This is a genomic window from uncultured Psychroserpens sp. (assembly GCF_947494225.1).
Taxonomy (GTDB): domain Bacteria; phylum Bacteroidota; class Bacteroidia; order Flavobacteriales; family Flavobacteriaceae; genus Psychroserpens.
Genome location: NZ_CANLUG010000001.1, coordinates 419,214 through 435,745, shown reverse-complemented (window position 1 = coordinate 435,745; position 16,532 = coordinate 419,214). Strand labels below are relative to the sequence as shown.

11 protein-coding genes are annotated in these 16,532 nt (G+C 35.2%); 2 read left to right on the top strand and 9 right to left on the bottom strand.

What is annotated here, in order from left to right; all coding sequences use genetic code 11:
* Positions 1 to 3 precede the first annotated feature (3 nt).
* The 8 genes from Q0893_RS01820 to Q0893_RS01785 all read right to left on the bottom strand — a co-directional run bounded on the left by Q0893_RS01820 (position 4) and on the right by Q0893_RS01785 (position 11,846).
* A complete protein-coding gene (locus tag Q0893_RS01820; RefSeq protein ID WP_298901237.1) occupies positions 4 to 2,172 on the bottom strand; it encodes a prolyl oligopeptidase family serine peptidase in 2,169 nt (722 codons plus the stop codon).
* Between the two features lie 93 nt (positions 2,173 to 2,265).
* Complete coding sequence (locus Q0893_RS01815; protein ID WP_299272103.1) at positions 2,266 to 4,656, bottom strand: FG-GAP-like repeat-containing protein; 2,391 nt, start codon at positions 4,654 to 4,656, stop codon at positions 2,266 to 2,268.
* Positions 4,657 to 4,735: 79 nt separating this feature from the next.
* Positions 4,736 to 6,736, bottom strand: a complete 2,001-nt coding sequence (locus Q0893_RS01810) for an FG-GAP-like repeat-containing protein (protein WP_299272100.1) — start codon at positions 6,734 to 6,736, stop codon at positions 4,736 to 4,738.
* 17 nt (positions 6,737 to 6,753) lie between these two features.
* A complete protein-coding gene (locus Q0893_RS01805) occupies positions 6,754 to 8,121 on the bottom strand; it encodes an Ig-like domain-containing protein (RefSeq protein ID WP_298901240.1) in 1,368 nt (455 codons plus the stop codon).
* A gap of 376 nt (positions 8,122 to 8,497) precedes the next feature.
* Positions 8,498 to 9,487: an aspartate-semialdehyde dehydrogenase gene (locus tag Q0893_RS01800; RefSeq protein ID WP_298901242.1), complete on the bottom strand. Its 990-nt coding sequence runs from the start codon at positions 9,485 to 9,487 to the stop codon at positions 8,498 to 8,500.
* 136 nt (positions 9,488 to 9,623) lie between these two features.
* The gene (mscL, locus tag Q0893_RS01795; protein ID WP_298901244.1) at positions 9,624 to 10,025 is read right to left on the bottom strand and encodes a large conductance mechanosensitive channel protein MscL; all 402 of its coding nucleotides are present in this window, start codon (positions 10,023 to 10,025) and stop codon (positions 9,624 to 9,626) included.
* A gap of 74 nt (positions 10,026 to 10,099) precedes the next feature.
* The gene (gene alr, locus Q0893_RS01790) at positions 10,100 to 11,206 is read right to left on the bottom strand and encodes an alanine racemase (protein WP_299272095.1); all 1,107 of its coding nucleotides are present in this window, start codon (positions 11,204 to 11,206) and stop codon (positions 10,100 to 10,102) included.
* Entirely contained in the window at positions 11,193 to 11,846 is a 654-nt protein-coding gene (locus Q0893_RS01785) for a thymidine kinase (protein WP_298901247.1), read from the bottom strand. Before Q0893_RS01785 ends, alr begins: the two co-directional genes overlap by 14 nt.
* A gap of 103 nt (positions 11,847 to 11,949) precedes the next feature.
* Here Q0893_RS01785 and Q0893_RS01780 point away from each other — a divergent pair, with 103 nt between their 5' ends.
* Both Q0893_RS01780 and Q0893_RS01775 read left to right on the top strand, forming a co-directional pair.
* The gene (locus tag Q0893_RS01780; RefSeq protein WP_298901248.1) at positions 11,950 to 12,684 is read left to right on the top strand and encodes a hypothetical protein; all 735 of its coding nucleotides are present in this window, start codon (positions 11,950 to 11,952) and stop codon (positions 12,682 to 12,684) included.
* 20 nt (positions 12,685 to 12,704) lie between these two features.
* Positions 12,705 to 13,085: a DoxX family protein gene (locus Q0893_RS01775; protein WP_299272092.1), complete on the top strand. Its 381-nt coding sequence runs from the start codon at positions 12,705 to 12,707 to the stop codon at positions 13,083 to 13,085.
* Here the strand turns inward: Q0893_RS01775 and Q0893_RS01770 are convergent.
* Complete coding sequence (locus Q0893_RS01770; protein WP_299272089.1) at positions 13,054 to 16,449, bottom strand: gliding motility-associated C-terminal domain-containing protein; 3,396 nt, start codon at positions 16,447 to 16,449, stop codon at positions 13,054 to 13,056. The genes Q0893_RS01775 and Q0893_RS01770 overlap by 32 nt on opposite strands.
* Positions 16,450 to 16,532: the final 83 nt, after the last annotated feature.

Genomic DNA, 16,532 nt, shown 5'->3' with positions numbered 1-16,532 from the left:
GGGCTAGCCTTTTACTTCTCCTTCGGTTTTGCTTGGCAATACATCAAATCCCATATTATATAACGTAAAGCCAAAAATATCTGCATATTGCTCAATGGTTTTACTAATTGGTGTTCCAGCGCCATGACCAGCATCTGTTTCGATACGAATGAGCGTTGGGTTATTACCAGTTTGTTTGTCCTGAAGTTCTGCAGCAAATTTAAAACTATGGGCAGGTACTACACGATCATCATGATCTCCTGTGGTCACTAATGTTGCAGGATATTGAACCCCTTCTTTAACATTATGAACAGGCGAATATCCTTTTAAATATTCAAACATTTCTTTATTGTCGTCTGCAGTTCCGTAGTCATAAGCCCAACCAGCACCTGCCGTAAATGTATGATAACGTAGCATATCAAGAACACCAACAGCTGGCAATGCCACTTTCATTAAATCTGGACGTTGAGTCATTGTTGCTCCAACTAATAAACCGCCGTTAGAACCACCTCTAATGGCTAAGTAATCACTAGACGTATACTTATTTTCGATGAGGTATTCGGCAGCGGCGATAAAATCATCAAATACATTTTGCTTTTGCAGTTGTGTTCCTGCTTTATGCCATTCTTTTCCATACTCTCCACCGCCACGTAAATTAGCCACAGCATACACACCTCCTTGTTCCATCCAAACAGCATTAGTAACGCTAAAAGATGGATTTAAACTAATATTAAAACCACCATATCCATACAGAATAGTTGGGTTTTTTCCGTTGAGTTCAATACCTTTTTTATAGGTGATAATCATTGGAACTTTAGTGCCATCTTTTGAGTTATAGAACACTTGTTTACTTTCAAAATTGTCACTGTTAAATTCAATAGATGGTTTCCAGTACAACTCAGATTTTCCAGTATCAACGTTATAGGTGTAAATACTACTAGGTGTGTTGTAGTTTGTGAAAGAGTAATAATCGACTTTAGCGTCTTTTTTACCTCCGAAACCACCAGCGTTTCCTACACCAGGAAGTTCAATATCTCTAATAAATTTTCCATCAAAATCGTATTGCTTTACTTTAGAAACCGCATCTACCATATATTCTGCAAAGAAATAACCACCACCACTTGAAGGGCTTAGTACATACTCTGTTTCTGGAATAAAATCTACCCAATTGTCTGGAGTTGGGTTTGAAGCATCAACAGTTATAATTTTTTGATTTGGTGCGTTTAAATTAGTAACGAAATATAATGTGCTTCCCTTATTGTCAATAAGATATGTATCAGAATCTGTGTTGTCTAAAATGGTAACCATTTCGCTATCAGGCTTTGTGAGATCTTTCATAAACAATTTATTTCCAGAGGTCGAAACACTTGCTGAAATAAACAAATAGTTATTATCTTCTGAAAGATATGCACCAATGTACCTGTGTTTTTCAGAAGGTACGCCTCCAAAGATTAATTGATCATCTTTCTGAGGTGTTCCTAGTTTATGATAGTATACTTTGTGTTGATCTGTTTTTGCAGATAATTCACTTCCTTTAGGTTTATCATAACTTGAATAATAAAAACCGTCGTTTTTATACCAAGACATACCACTAAATTTGATGTCTACTAAGGTGTCTTCTATTATTTCTTTAGTTTCAGTATCCATGACTAAAACTTTTCTCCAGTCACTTCCGCCTTCTGAAATAGCATATGCTAAAGTCTTCCCATCTTCAGAAAAACTTGCGCCTCCAAGTGAGATAGTACCATCATCTTTGAACGTATTTGGATCTAAAAATACAGTTGCTGTACTAGGGTCTTCACCAGTTTTATGCCTGTAAATCACATACTGATTTTGAAGACCATTATTCTTATAAAAATAAGTATAGTCGCCTTCTTTAAATGGAGCTCCAACCTTTTCGTAATTCCAGAGTTTTGTTAAACGGTCTTTTAACTCCTCGCGATATGGGATGTTATCTAAATAACCAAACGTGGCTTCGTTTTGAGATTTCACCCAATCTTCTGTTTCTTTACTTCTATCATCCTCGAGCCATCTATAGGGGTCTTTTACATCTGTACCAAAATAATTGGTTACGGTATCAACTTTTTTTGTTTCAGGGTAATTTACCACAATGTCCTTTTTTTCTGTTTTAGCGTCCTCTTTACATGAACTAAACACAATTATAGCAATTAATAATATTGAAATTTTTTTCATAATGGGAATGTCTTGATTAGTATCTCAAAAATAAGCAAAAAAGCCTCTACAACTTAATGCAGAGGCTTTTTTAAGATATCATTAAGATTATTACTATTGTTTAATAAATTTTTGACTTTTAATACTGTTTCCAGATACAATTCTTAAGATGTAGTTTCCTGTATTTAGAGCACTAACATCAATTGTATTTTGGTTTAATTTTGCATTCATTACACGCTTACCTGTAATATCAAATATGGTGTAGATTGCATTTTGTAAATTGTCATTACTAGAGATTTTTATAACATCTTTAGTAGGATTTGGATAGATAACTAAATCATTAACAAACGACTCTTCAGCAGTAAGTGTAGCACCTTCTACAACCTCTAAAGGCGCATTAATAGCAGGGTTAGTTACTGTATCAATAACACCAGAAGGCCAATAAATAACAACACTATCAATTGTTGTTAATGAGCCAATTCCGAAGTGCGTATTAATAGTACTCATATATTCAAAGCCTTCTCCACTTCTAACATCTCTAATTTGAACACCAGCGCTTGTATATAATTCTACTCGAGCCCCAATACCATCAATATTACTTACCGTTCCAACCGTATTAATTTTAATCCAATTGTTAGATGTTGTGCCATTCCAATAGATAACTCCGTTATAATAGGTATCTAAAAACCCATCATTATTTAAATCCCCAAAAGAACCATTTTTATAGTTAATTTGATTAGGGTCTAAATCTTCAAAAGTCATATCTCCTTTACCATACATGATTGTACCGTTACAGGCAATATCTAGGAATCCATCGTTATCAAAATCATGACTTACATTTTCGTGACCTGTAGGCGCCGAACTTACATTTGCTGCAGTAGTAACGTCTACGAAAACACCGTTTCCGTCATTTCTCATTAATTTATGACTTCCAGAACTTGCACCAACAAAAAGGTCCATATCACCATCATTATCATAATCTCCCCAAGAAGAAGACCAAGTTTGCATTGGATCATCTAAACCTAAAGCTGCTGAATTTTCTGTATAAGTACCATCGCCATTATTAGTAAGCATGTTATTTCTTCTTCTATCTGTTTCACCACCACATTTAGCAATAAACATATCTAAATCTCTATCATTGTCGTAATCAATCCAGATTGATCCATAATTTCCTCCTGAAGAGTAGTCACCTAGTCCACCTTGGTTAAAGGTTAAGTTACCATTTCCATCATTGATATAATATACGTTAGGCGCTACATCATGACAGACAAAAGCATCTAAATTTCCATCGTTGTTGATATCGGCGAAATTTGATCGTTGAGAAAACACATATTGTGCCCCTGAAATTTCGGTAAAACCAGTACCAGTATTATTTGCTCTCATAAAAGTTACACCAGATCCGTTTCCATATAAAAGATCAGTGTGTCCGTTGCCATCAAAATCTGCGGCTGCCATACTCCATGTTGGAAGGAAATCTGCATTAGGTGTTGTAATATTAACTTCATTAAAGCCACCAAGTTCTTGTTGGTAGAAAATATTCACGTTTGTACTTGATGCTGATACGATATCATCTAAGTGATCGCCATTCATATCTACAACTGTTAAATCATATCCTCCAATAGGAAATGCTTGTGTTACGAAATTTACTCTAGCAGGTGAAAGGGTGTTAAATATAACAGGTCCAACCCAATTGCTATAATCCGTACCTCCACAATATCCTCTTACATATACCTCATAACTTGTTCCAGAATTTAAACCAGTAAGAGAATGAGGGTTATTTGATGATGTTGAGGTTCCAGATCCAGCAGGAACTCCAGAGCCTGGAGTTTGCACAGCAATTTCCCAGTTTGATTCATTATTTCCAGCTTGCCAGTAAATATCTGCAGAGTCTACAGTTACGTTATTCGCTAAAAGGTTTGTGATATTCGGACAAGCAGGAGGTGTTTGTGAACTTATCGTTGGTGATTGAAAACAAAATCCCCATCCCCAAACATTATTATCGTCATAAGAAATTCTATATCTAAAATTACTTAATTGATTTGCTGTAAATGCTGAAATATCTAGAGGAGATGACGTAAAACTTTCAGCAGCTCCGCCACAAAAATTATCGTTAGGAGGATTTGCGGTTCCGTCAAGAGCGGCACCCCAAACAACCCATGAACTAGCATCGGCATCCCAATATTGTAATGTTAGTAATTCTCCAATGTGATTAAACACATAACTTGAGCCTACTGTTATCCAGTTTTCACCAGCATTGCTAGCGGCTGTTAAATTTATAATAGGAGATTCTGCAGCGATATCATCGTCATGACCATTTTGAGCGTCGTCGTCGTCGTAAGCGAAGCTATTATCTTGAGTAGGGTTTGCCTCAAAAACAGCTGCGTCAAATAAGTAGTTACCAGTGATAGACCAGTTAGGGTTTGGCCAGTTTGCCGGTTGATTTAAAGTTTGGGAAAAACTAAAAAATGCACTTAATATAAAAAGTGTTAGCGTAATTTTTTTCATAGGTTTTTCGAGATTAATTAAGAAAGTTTATAAAAGTAAGAAAAAAGCCTCTAAATTCTTAGTTTAGAGGCTTCTTTGTTTAGTTTTTGATAAATTTTTGACTTTTTATTGATGTTCCAGATACTATTCTTAGAATATAATTACCAGGAGATAGTTTTGATACATCTATTGTTGGTGTTTCGAGTTTTGAATTCAAGATTCTCTTTCCAGTAACATCAAAAATTGAATAAATGGTAGAATCATTAAGCTGTAACGATTCAATATTTATAACATCCTTTGCTGGACTTGGATAAATAATTAATTCATCTGTTAAGGAATTTTCTAAACCAAGTGTTGCGCCTTCTACAACCTCTAAAGGTGTATTAATTGAAGGGTTAGTAACTGTATCGATAATTCCAGAAGGCCAATAAATAACAACGCTATTTATAGTTGCGTCAGTACCAATTCCAATATGTGTATTTAATGAGTTCATATATCTAAATCCGTCACCACTTTTCACATCTCTTATTCTAATTCCAGATGGTGTATGTACTTCTACACGAGCGCCAATACCTTCAAGGTTACTAACTGTTCCAACTGTATGAATTTTAATCCAGTTGTTATTACTTTCAGCGTTATTAATATATAAGTTTCCAGAGTTAAAAGCATCGATATAACCGTCATTATTTAGATCTCCATAAGATCCAGATCCAGGAAAGACGTTGGTGTAAACATTAAATGTCATATCACCATTTCCAAATAAGATATTATTTCCAGAGACTAAATCTAAGTTACCATCATTATCGAAATCGAAAGTTACCGTTTCCGTAGAGTTACTTGTAAGCGTATTTATATTAGAACCAGCAGAGATATCTGTAAACGTACCGCCGTCATTTCTCATAAGTTTGTGAGCACCAGAACTAGCACCAACAAATACATCCATATCGCCATCGCTATCGAAATCTCCCCAAGCGGCAGACCACGTTTGCATTGGATCTGCTAAACCAATAGCAGCAGCATTCTCTGTATAATTTTCATTTCCATCGTTTGTATGCATTTGGTTTGTTCTACGCGCTGTTTCACCACCACATTTAGCGATAAACATATCTAAGTCACGATCATTATCATAATCTATCCATATAGATCCATAGTTTCCTCCAGAAGCATAATCTCCTAGTCCACCTTGATTGAAAGATAAATTTCCACTTCCATCATTTAGATAATATACATTAGGTGCCACATCATGACAAACAAAGGCATCGAGATTTCCATCATTGTTAATGTCTACAAAATTAGAACGTTGAGAGAATACATCTTGCGGGCCAGAAACTTCTGTAAATCCAGTTCCAGTAGAGTTTGCACGCATAAACGTAACACCACTACCAGCACCATATAACAAATCTGTATAACCATTTTCATCGTAATCTGCAGCCGCTAAACTCCAGGTTGGAAGAAAATCTGCGCTAGGTGTTGTAATATTTTTTGTTGTAAAACCTCCACCAGCATTTTGTTCTCTAATATTCACATTTGTCTGAGAAATTGAAACCATGTCATCCAATTTATCACCATTCATGTCTACAACAGCAATTCGGTAACTTCCAGAAGAACCAGACGATTGCGATGTAAACGTTATAGGCATTGGAGGCGGTGGCGTATAGTTGATTGCTTCTAAACAGAAAGCAACATCTGCAAGTCCTGTTCCTTGGAAATCATAGATTTGAATAACTAAATCGTCTCCAACTGTCCAACCGTTTATGCTTTCGGTAGCAAAAGTATCTGTACAAGCAATTTCTGTTAAGCCATCAGAACTCCATACTACAATCCCAGGATTTCCAGGGTCTTCAGAAGAGAAAAATAATCCATTAGTGGTTGCGGTCCACGTAAAGAACTGATCCCGTCCCGAAGTTCTACATGACCCTTGAACACCACTATCGGTTGTTCCATCAGTAGAAAATGGTAAATTAAATGTAGGAGATGCGCATCCTGTTCCTTCAACCGAAGGCGTAATAGGAATTGCTCCTGCAAAATTGTCATTAGCAGGTTGTCCAAAAGACAGAGAGCAACATGCTAAAATTGTTAATACTAGTAATTTTGATTTCATAACTCTTTATTTATAATTTATTCACATTCTCCGCTAAGAGAATTAATCCATTCGTCGATTAGTCTAACACCTTCCGCGTGTTTTAAAGTTCTTCCTAATAAAGGCATTCTGTTTTGCTCTTCAATAGAGTTGACTCTAAATCGAAGGACAGACGCATCAATGTCTCCAGGAACAACAATATGTGTTGCGCCAGCAATTTGAGTGTCTGGTGTTACACATAATCCTTTATTTGTATCGTCATCGTTTTCATTAAAAGCGAATCGCATAGGTCTATACTCACAATAGCTTTCTTCTGAATGACAATGTGCACAATTAATATCTAGGTAAGAGCGAACTCTTAATTCTAAATCTAGAGATTCATCTTCCCATTTTACAGTAGAAACTATAGATGTAGGAAGGTTATCTTCTAGATATCCAAAGTTTATCCATTTTTCTAACTGGTTAAAGGTGCCGTCTGTATAACTTAAATCTCTATTAAGGTTTTGAGGTTTTGGTCCAATAGGTAAAGGTGTACCAAATTTATTGTGACATGTGAAACATTCATTTCTAGAAGGAATTCGATAAGTCGCATTATTTGTAATACCATTTTCTATCCATTCAACATCTGTAAAGCTTCCTGCATTAGTGAAAGTTGCTTCAGTTTGTTCATCATTCCAGACATATTTTGCAAAATCCCATCCATCTTCAGTCATATACATTAATCGCGTTTCAATTATTCTAGTTTCATTACTAGGTTGAACATTATCGTAATAGAAATTCTTAATGAGCACTGAGCCAATTGGGAAATCTAATGGTGTAAAATCACTATTATAACTTGCCTTTGTCCCATCGGGCATCCAAACAAATCGCTTTTTATGAGCGTAATCTGTAAATAAGGTAGAATTCAAATTGTAAGGTAACACTCCGTATACAGGGTCTAAATCTTTTAAAACTCCTTCAAAGAAGTTGTATTCTGAAAGCGTCGCATATGGGATGTCGTCTAAATTAAAATTTACAGGTGATGTAGGTGTTACCACAACAGTTACAGTACCTGTGGCACAATTATTATTGTCACTACAAATAGTGTATTGAAATGTATCGGTCCCGACAAAATCTAAAGTTGGTGTATATAAGATGACATCATCTGAAGGATTGTTTGGTGTATTATTTGGGTCTAAAATTTGAGCAGTACCATTTTGCGGAGTTTGAGCAGTAAGTGTTCCAGTGTTAGGAACATTAGTGTCATTTAACAATACCTGAATTTCAATAGCGTTATTTTGAGAAACCTCCACAGAATCTGCGTTAGCCTCAATAACTATAGGTACATAATTGTCGTCCTCACTGCATGAGTAGAAAGTTACAATGAGTATAACTATGCTAAGTAAATTGAGGTAATTTTTTAACATTTATAGTAAAATTTGGATAGTAAATATAGTTACAAACCCATCAATCCTTACAATTAATTAGTTGTAATACACTTTTTATCAGACGACAAGGGTCTAAATGCTAAAAAAATCTATAAAACAATATTAGTTGGTTAGGAACTTTGCAAAGGTTCTATTAATTAAACAACTTAATTATGAAAAACCCTACTTTTATATTAGAAATAAAGTGTTATAATCCTTGTTTTGTCAAACAATTCATAATCAAAAAGTTTATTTTTTCAAGAGCGAATACCTTTTCTAATCGTTTTGAATACTAGTTAGCGTTTAACCAAGAGGAATGAACAATTTCAAGAATTGTAATAATCTCTTTAGTAACATATTGACAATATAATATCACTTAAACTAAATTATTAGCCACCAAATATTCTGCAATTTGAATTGTGTTCGTAGCAGCTCCTTTTCTAAGGTTATCACTTACAATCCACAAGTTTAACGAATTGGGTTGCGACGTATCTCTACGAATTCTTCCAACAAAAACATCATCTTTACCATTAGCATAAATAGGCATTGGATAGGTGTTGACGTCTACATTGTCTTGCACTACAATACCAGAAGTTTCATTGAGTAACTGTCTTATTTCTTGAACGTTAAAGTCGTTTTCAAATTCAACATTTACGGCCTCACTATGACCACCTGCAGTTGGGATTCTAACTGCAGTTGCAGTTACAGCTATGGTGCGATCATCTAATATTTTTTGGGTTTCATTTACCAATTTCATTTCTTCTTTGGTATAGCCATTAGCTTCGAAAACATCACAATGTGGAATAGCATTTTGATGTATTGGATAAGGGTAAGCCATTTCTCCTTTAACACCTGCCAATTCATTTTCTAATTGCCTTACCGCTTTTACACCTGTACCTGTTATAGATTGGTATGTAGATACTACAATACGCTTAATCTTATATTTTTTATGAAGAGGAGCAAGAGCAACAACCATTTGAATGGTTGAACAATTGGGATTAGCAATAATTTTATCGTCAGAAGTTAAGGTATTTGCATTAATTTCGGGTACAACTAATTGTTTGCTATGGTCCATTCGCCAAGCTGAAGAATTATCAATGACAGTAATACCTGCTTCAGCAAATTTAGGAGCCCATTCTAAAGATGTGCTTCCACCAGCAGAGAATAAAGCTAACTGCGGTTTCATGTCAATAGCATTTTGCATGCTAACAACTTTGTAGTCGTTCCCTTTAAAAGAAATTAATTTACCAATAGAACGCTCTGAAGCGACAGGAATTAATTCCGAAACAGGAAATTGTCGTTCTTCAAGAACTCTTAGCATAACTTCGCCAACAAGACCAGTGGCACCAACAACTGCTATTTTCATAAGAAAAAGGTTTACATATAATATTGAACAAATGTAGTTATTATATCATTTTGAGGTCTAAAAAAAAACATAAAAAAACCGCTTCATTTAATGAAGCGGTTAAAGTTAAATATATAGTGTAGCGATTAGTTACAAACTATTTTTTTAAGGCATCTCTTATTTCTGTCAATAAATCAACTTCAGATGGTCCAGCAGGAGCTGGCTCTTCCGCAGGAGCCTTTGTTTTGTTATAAGCTTTTACAATAATAAATAGAACAAATCCAACGATTATTAAATTAATGATGGCGTTAATCCACTTACCATACATGATGGCATTTTCTGGTTTTTCAACAGTTCCATCGGCGGCCATAACGGCAGGAGATAGAACGTGCTTCATGTCTTCAAAGCTAACACCTCCAGTAAAATGACCCACTAACGGCATCATAATGTCGTTTACAAATCCACTTACAACCAGTCCCATTGCACCAGCAAGTAAAACGGCGACAGCAAGATCAATGACATTACCTGTCATTATAAATTCTTTAAATTCTTTAAGCATAATTAATGTATTAAGTTAGTTATTAGAACCCTAAAATAACTAAAAAAAACGAAATGTTAAAAAATGAAAACGACTCATTTTAAGACAATACGCTTTACACGTTGTGAAATAGCAGTGATAATTTCATAAGAAATGGTATTTGCAGATTGGGCTAACTCCGAAGCATTAGACGCTTTTCCAAACACAACGACTTCATCGCCTTCATGACATTCTATATGGCTTATATTAACCATAATCATATCCATACAAACGTTTCCAATTATAGGTGCTTTTTTATTATTGATAACAACATATCCTTTTCCGTTACCATATTGTCTACTTATACCATCTGCATGACCAATAGGTATCGTGGCTGTTTTTTCGTATCCTTTACTGGTATAAGCCCTATTATAACCTACAGTTTCTCCTTTTTCTATCTTATGAATTTGAGAAATAACAGATTTTAATGTTGCAATGGGTATCAAATTATGGTTCTCTTCTTTAGAATTTCCAAAACCGTATAAACCAATTCCGGTTCTTACCATATCGAGATGGGCTTCCGGATAATTAATAATTCCAGAGGTGTTTGTAAGATGAAGTATAGGCTGATAATCAATAGATTTTGAGAACTGCTCAGCTATTTTTTTAAAGTTAATAATTTGAGATTCTGTGAAGTCCTTTTCTTTTAAATCTTCACTTGCTGCCAAATGAGAAAACAATGATGCCGCCTTTATAGATGAGGTATTTTTAAGTTTAGATATGATATAGTCTACATCATTTTCCCAAAACCCCAAACGATTTAAACCCGTATTAAACTTAATATGTACAGGGTAGTTTGTTTGGTATTCCTGTGTAGCTATTTCAATAAAGGCATTTAAAACTTTAGCATTGTATAAACTCGGTTCTAAACAACGTTCAATTAATGTTTTGAAATTAACAGCCTGAGGATGTAAGACCAAAATAGGAGTCGTAACTCCTGCATCTCGTAAGGCTACACCTTCGCTAACATAGGCAACAGCTAAATAATCTACATCTAAATCTTGAAGGTAATTGGCAATGGTAACGGCATCGCTACCATAGGCAAATGCTTTAACAACCGCTAAAATTTTAGTGTTAGGTTTAAGTTTAGACTTAAGATACTCGAAGTTGTGTTTGAGCGCTTTTAAGTCTATTTCTAAAACAGTCTCTTTAGCTTTGGGCATTGGTTTTACTGTCTTTGTTAGAAATTTCTTCTGGATCAGTAACCTTCATATGTCTAATTTTATCACGTAACATTGCCTTATAAAAAGCAGCCCGACTCAAAGGTTCATATTCATCAACTTCTCCAAGTAAAACAAGTGCGTCACTAGTGGCTTTACGATAACTGTATTGTGCCAAGTTTCCTGTTCTTGTGCATATAGCATGTACTTTGGTTACATACTCTGCTGTGGCCATCAAATTTGGCATAGGACCAAATGGGTTTCCTTTAAAATCCATATCTAAACCTGCTACAATAACACGAATACCTTTATTAGCCAAATCGTTACAAACCCGTACTATTTCATCATCAAAAAATTGAGCTTCATCAATTCCAACAACATCGCAACCATCTGCCAAAATAGGAATATTTGCCGCAGCTGGAACAGGTGTAGACCTAATTTCGTTTGAATCATGAGAAACGACCATATCTTCGTCGTAACGAACATCAACCGCTGGTTTAAAGATTTCAACTTTTTGTCTAGCAAATTGGGCGCGTTTAAGTCTTCGAATCAATTCTTCCGTTTTACCAGAGAACATTGAGCCACAAATGACTTCAATCCATCCAAATTGTTCTTTATGATTTACTGTATTTTCGAGAAACATTTTGTAATTTTAACACTAAAACTCACCTAAAGTTCGTTTTGTATAAAGGTGGCGTAAATTTATTAAAAAACAAAAACCTATTTGGGAATAAAAAATAAAAGTTATGAAGAAGAAGCTGGAAGCAGATTTAATAAGCATTGCTCATAGAATTTTAAAACTTAAAGGAAAGGAAGATGTAGTAAAATTGCATGCTGAAGTTGCTGCCTTGTATGAAAAATTAAGCGTTCTCAAGTTTGCAAACGAAAACTTTGAGGGCGATTTACCAACAATTGGAAGCAATTCATCATTCTTTGGAATGCTTGATACGGCATTCAACAATAAAGTAAGTGACAATATTGAAATTGAGGATAAAATTTACGTTAATCTTGATGAAAAAGAAGACGACCATATTTATGAACCAGTGATGGAAAAAATCAAAGATATGGTAGCCCAAATGCCACAGGAAACTCAGCAAGTTGATGAACTCGTTGAAACTGCTGTTGCAGAACAACCAAAGACAGAAACTCATTTAGAAGATATTACAGCAGGTTTTGAAGAAATTCCTGTTTTTGAACCCGTATCTGAAGTTAATGAAAATTTGAAGCAGTCGTTAAATGACAAGCTCAAAAATGGTGGATTAAACATTGGACTTAATGATAAATTAGCTTTCATAAAACATCTCTTTAATGGACAAGTTGAAGATTACGAACGTGTTTTATCTCAGTTAAAAACAATAAGCTCACTTAAAGAAGCAACACATCTTATAAAAGACATTGTAAAACCAGATTATAATAACTGGGAAGGTAAAGAAGAGTTCGAAGAACGCTTCTTAGCAATTATTGAGCGTAAGTTTCAATAAGAGTTTTCGACTGCCAATAGATGAAAACAACCAAAATAATCTATTGGATTTCTACAATCCTTGTAGCACTAGTATTTCTGTATTCTGCTCAGATGTACTTTTTTAAAACAGAAATGATTAAAGGCTTTTTTGAGCATTTTAATTACCCAACCTATATTGTAATTCCACTTGCTATAGCTAAAATTACAGGTGTTGTTATGATTCTATGGCGAAAAAGTCAATGGCTAACAGAGTGGGCCTATGCTGGTTTTTTCTTCGACTTAGTTTTAGCGACAGCAGCACATCAAGAAGCTGGTCATGGATTAGGTTTATCGGCAATGGCAATTCCTGTACTAATAATATCTTATTTCCTAGGGAAACAGGAAAGACCTAATAATTTAGATATACCCAACCAAGAATAGGTTTTTCTCCAGTATTTAAATCCAAAATATAAAAATAAGTACCAACTGGTAAAAGACCTAAGTTGTTTGGTATGCCTTTATTTGGTGTACCATCCCAGTCGTTTTTGTAGTCTTTGCTTTCGTAGACTAGCACACCCAACCTATTATATATTTTGAGGCGATTATTCGGATATTCTTCAATACATTCTATGGAGAATACATCATTTAAGCCATCACCATTAGGAGATAACCCTTCAGGAATGTATAGACAAACGTCAACCGTAACTTCGGCATCATCCATGTTATTGGTATCATCTCTATCTGGTTCCTCTAAGTTGCTTAAAATTGCAGTGTTCAGTAAATCTGAAGCGGATGAAATTTGAGCTACTATTGTTAATGTTTCAGATTGATTACTATCTAACGCATCAATAGACCAAATGAATGTGGATTGGTTAAATACTCCTGCAGAAGTTGTTGCAGATATAAAGCTCATCCCACTAGGAAATACATCGAGAATTTCAATAAGTGTTCCTTGTGAGGTTCCTAAATTTGTGGCTGTAATTTGAAATGTTACTTGATCTCCAATTGAAGCTTCTTGTGGTGATACCGCTTTCAAAATTTCAATATCAACATCCGAATCATCGTCTAATACGGTTAAGGTCGCATTAGTTTGGGAGGTGTCAACGTTGTTCTGTGACTCAAAATTATTAGTATCATTAAGATAGACTCCTGGTGTATTTGAAGATACAACAACACTAAAGGTACAAGACGAAACACCATCTGGGAAAACCAAATTAGTAACACCAACAAAATTATCTCCAGTAGTTCCTATAAATGTAGCCGTACAACCATTACTCATTACCCAATCTGGCGCCGAAACCAATGTGATTTCCGCAGGAAATACATCTGTAAATGAAATATCACTTTGAGACGGATTTGAAGGTAAATTAGTTATAGTAAACGTCAAAGTGCTTTCTTCTCCAATAGTAATAATTTCGGGATTATAACTTTTGTCAAGAACTGGAGCTACGATTTGAACATTACTTATAGACGTGTTGGTTTCAGGAGAAATTTCAGAATTATCATTTTCATTTGGAGTTGCTATGGCAATGTTATTATAAGCACCTCCAAAGTTTGGAGCAGTAACCGGAATTGTAATTCTTATTGTTGATCCAGCGTCCATGTTATCAATGGTTCCAGTAACAACATTATTGTTTATGGCTAAACCAGAGATGCAAGTTGCATTACCATTAGTTACCACACATGATGGCGAACCATTAATAGTAAAAACATTATTAATAGTATCTTCAAACGAAATGTTAATGGCATTCGAACTGTTTTCACTATTGGTAATATCTATAATCCAATCAAAGTTTTGATTAATATTTACTTGTGTAAATTCTGGAAATGTTTGAACCACCAAATCCACACAAGGTGCAATAAAGGTGACAACATCATCTTCATTGTTCGCTGGGTTATTGTCAAAAGAACTATTAGCATGATTAATTTCAACCATATTATAAACAGGAATAGCATTAATATCGCAATCTGTTTCCCAATTTACTGTAACATGAAAGCTTACCGAACTATTACCAGGCAAATTCCAATTATCGGCTTCGGTAATTTCCCAAAATATGTCAGGTTCTCCATTTTGGGATATGCCATCTAACGGTACGCCAATATTTGCAGTATTAATTGTTGAGCATTCGGCATCTCCAGTCGTTGACACGCATTCTACGGCAACTAATGTGCCAGTGTAGCCAGTATTTCCTAGATTTTCAGTGAAATCTATGAGCTCAATAACTGTATCAAGATCACTAAGATTTGAAGCGGTAATCTCATAAATAACATTACCAGCTTGCATCGTATTATCTGGAGATTCTCCAATAGGCAATGTTGGACTTATTTGCGTTTTTGAAACTTCCAAATTTATAGTTGGACATGCTTCGGTTGCAGGTAACATTACAAAGTCTGTTTGCGTACTGTTTTCAATATTGGAGTCAAATATATTTGGTTCAAGAATATTGGTTCCACTTCTAATATTAGCCATACTAATATCTGTACTGAAAGAACATTCGGGCTCTAGAAATATCGCTACAGTGGTAATGGTAACGGTTGCACCGACAGGCAAAACAAAAGCGTCACTCACCCAAAACAGCTCATCTACATTTATGGTGACATCCTCGCAACTCACATTTCCAGTGGTTTGAGTACAGGTTACTGTAAGAATCTGCCATTCTATTTGTGGTGATAAATTTTGAAGAAAAAATGCAATACTGGCATCCAATGGGCCATTATTACAAACGGTCGTTTCAAAAGTGACTTCTTCATTCCAATCGGCTACTGTATCAGGATCTGGATCGGTTTGAATGGTATCAATACAAATATCAGTAAGCTGACATAATTCGGCTTCTAATAACTGAGTTATCACAGGATCAGACATACTAGGCGATATATTTTCGTGATCTAACTCTATCCTAATAGTACTAGATACGGCAATAGGTTGTTGTTCTACAGCGCATGAAGGATCTAAATATTCATAAACCATTTCAAAAGTAACAGAGCCTCCAGCAGTAAATACGTGAGGAGTGCCAATTGTAAACATAGTTGTAGTTGCACTAATCAAATTAGGCGATCCAGGAGCTAAACCCGAAACATCTGGGCATTCTGTGTCATTCGTTGTGCCAATACATTCAATAGATTCTAGACGTACGTTTGGTCTCCCATAGTCTAAATCTGAAACCAAAGTAAGTTCACCTACAATATCTGTAAGTGGAAAATCTATAGCGCTGTTATTGGTAATCGTAAATTGATAGGTTACAAAACTATTCCAAGAAGGGATGGGAGTGCCTTCTGGAGGAGATACTTGAGTGTGGGCTATTGAAAAATCGATGGCGACATCAATAACATCAATAGAAATTAGAGATTGATTGTTAGAGTCATTGGTGTCTGTGGTACCATCCGGAGGAGTAATAATGGCATTAATAGCAATACCTCCAACTTGAGAAGGGGCTGTTACTTCAATTTTTAATTCCACACTAGAATCACTAGGTAAACTAGCAACGCTCCCTGTGAGGACACTTCCATTTAAAATCAAGTTGGATGCATTAGATGCACCTCCTGAATTATTTTGAGAACTTATAGCATTAATATCGAGATTTGCTAAATCGGGATCCATGGTGATTTCAAATGTTGCATCAGAAACCGCATTTCCAGAGTTTATGATGGTAACGATATATTGAAAATCTTGGAAAATTTCTACTTGAGAAACGCCATTTCCGTCTACATTTTGAGCTTGCGCAACGATAGACAAATCGGTAGTTTGACCGTAAACAGAACTACATAGAAAGACTAAGATAAAGAAGCGGAAAATATTCCTAATCATATAGGATGGTTTATTGTTAGACGCTAAATAATATTAAAGGTTGCGTCAATATAGTTGAAAACATTGTAAATTTGAAAAGAAAT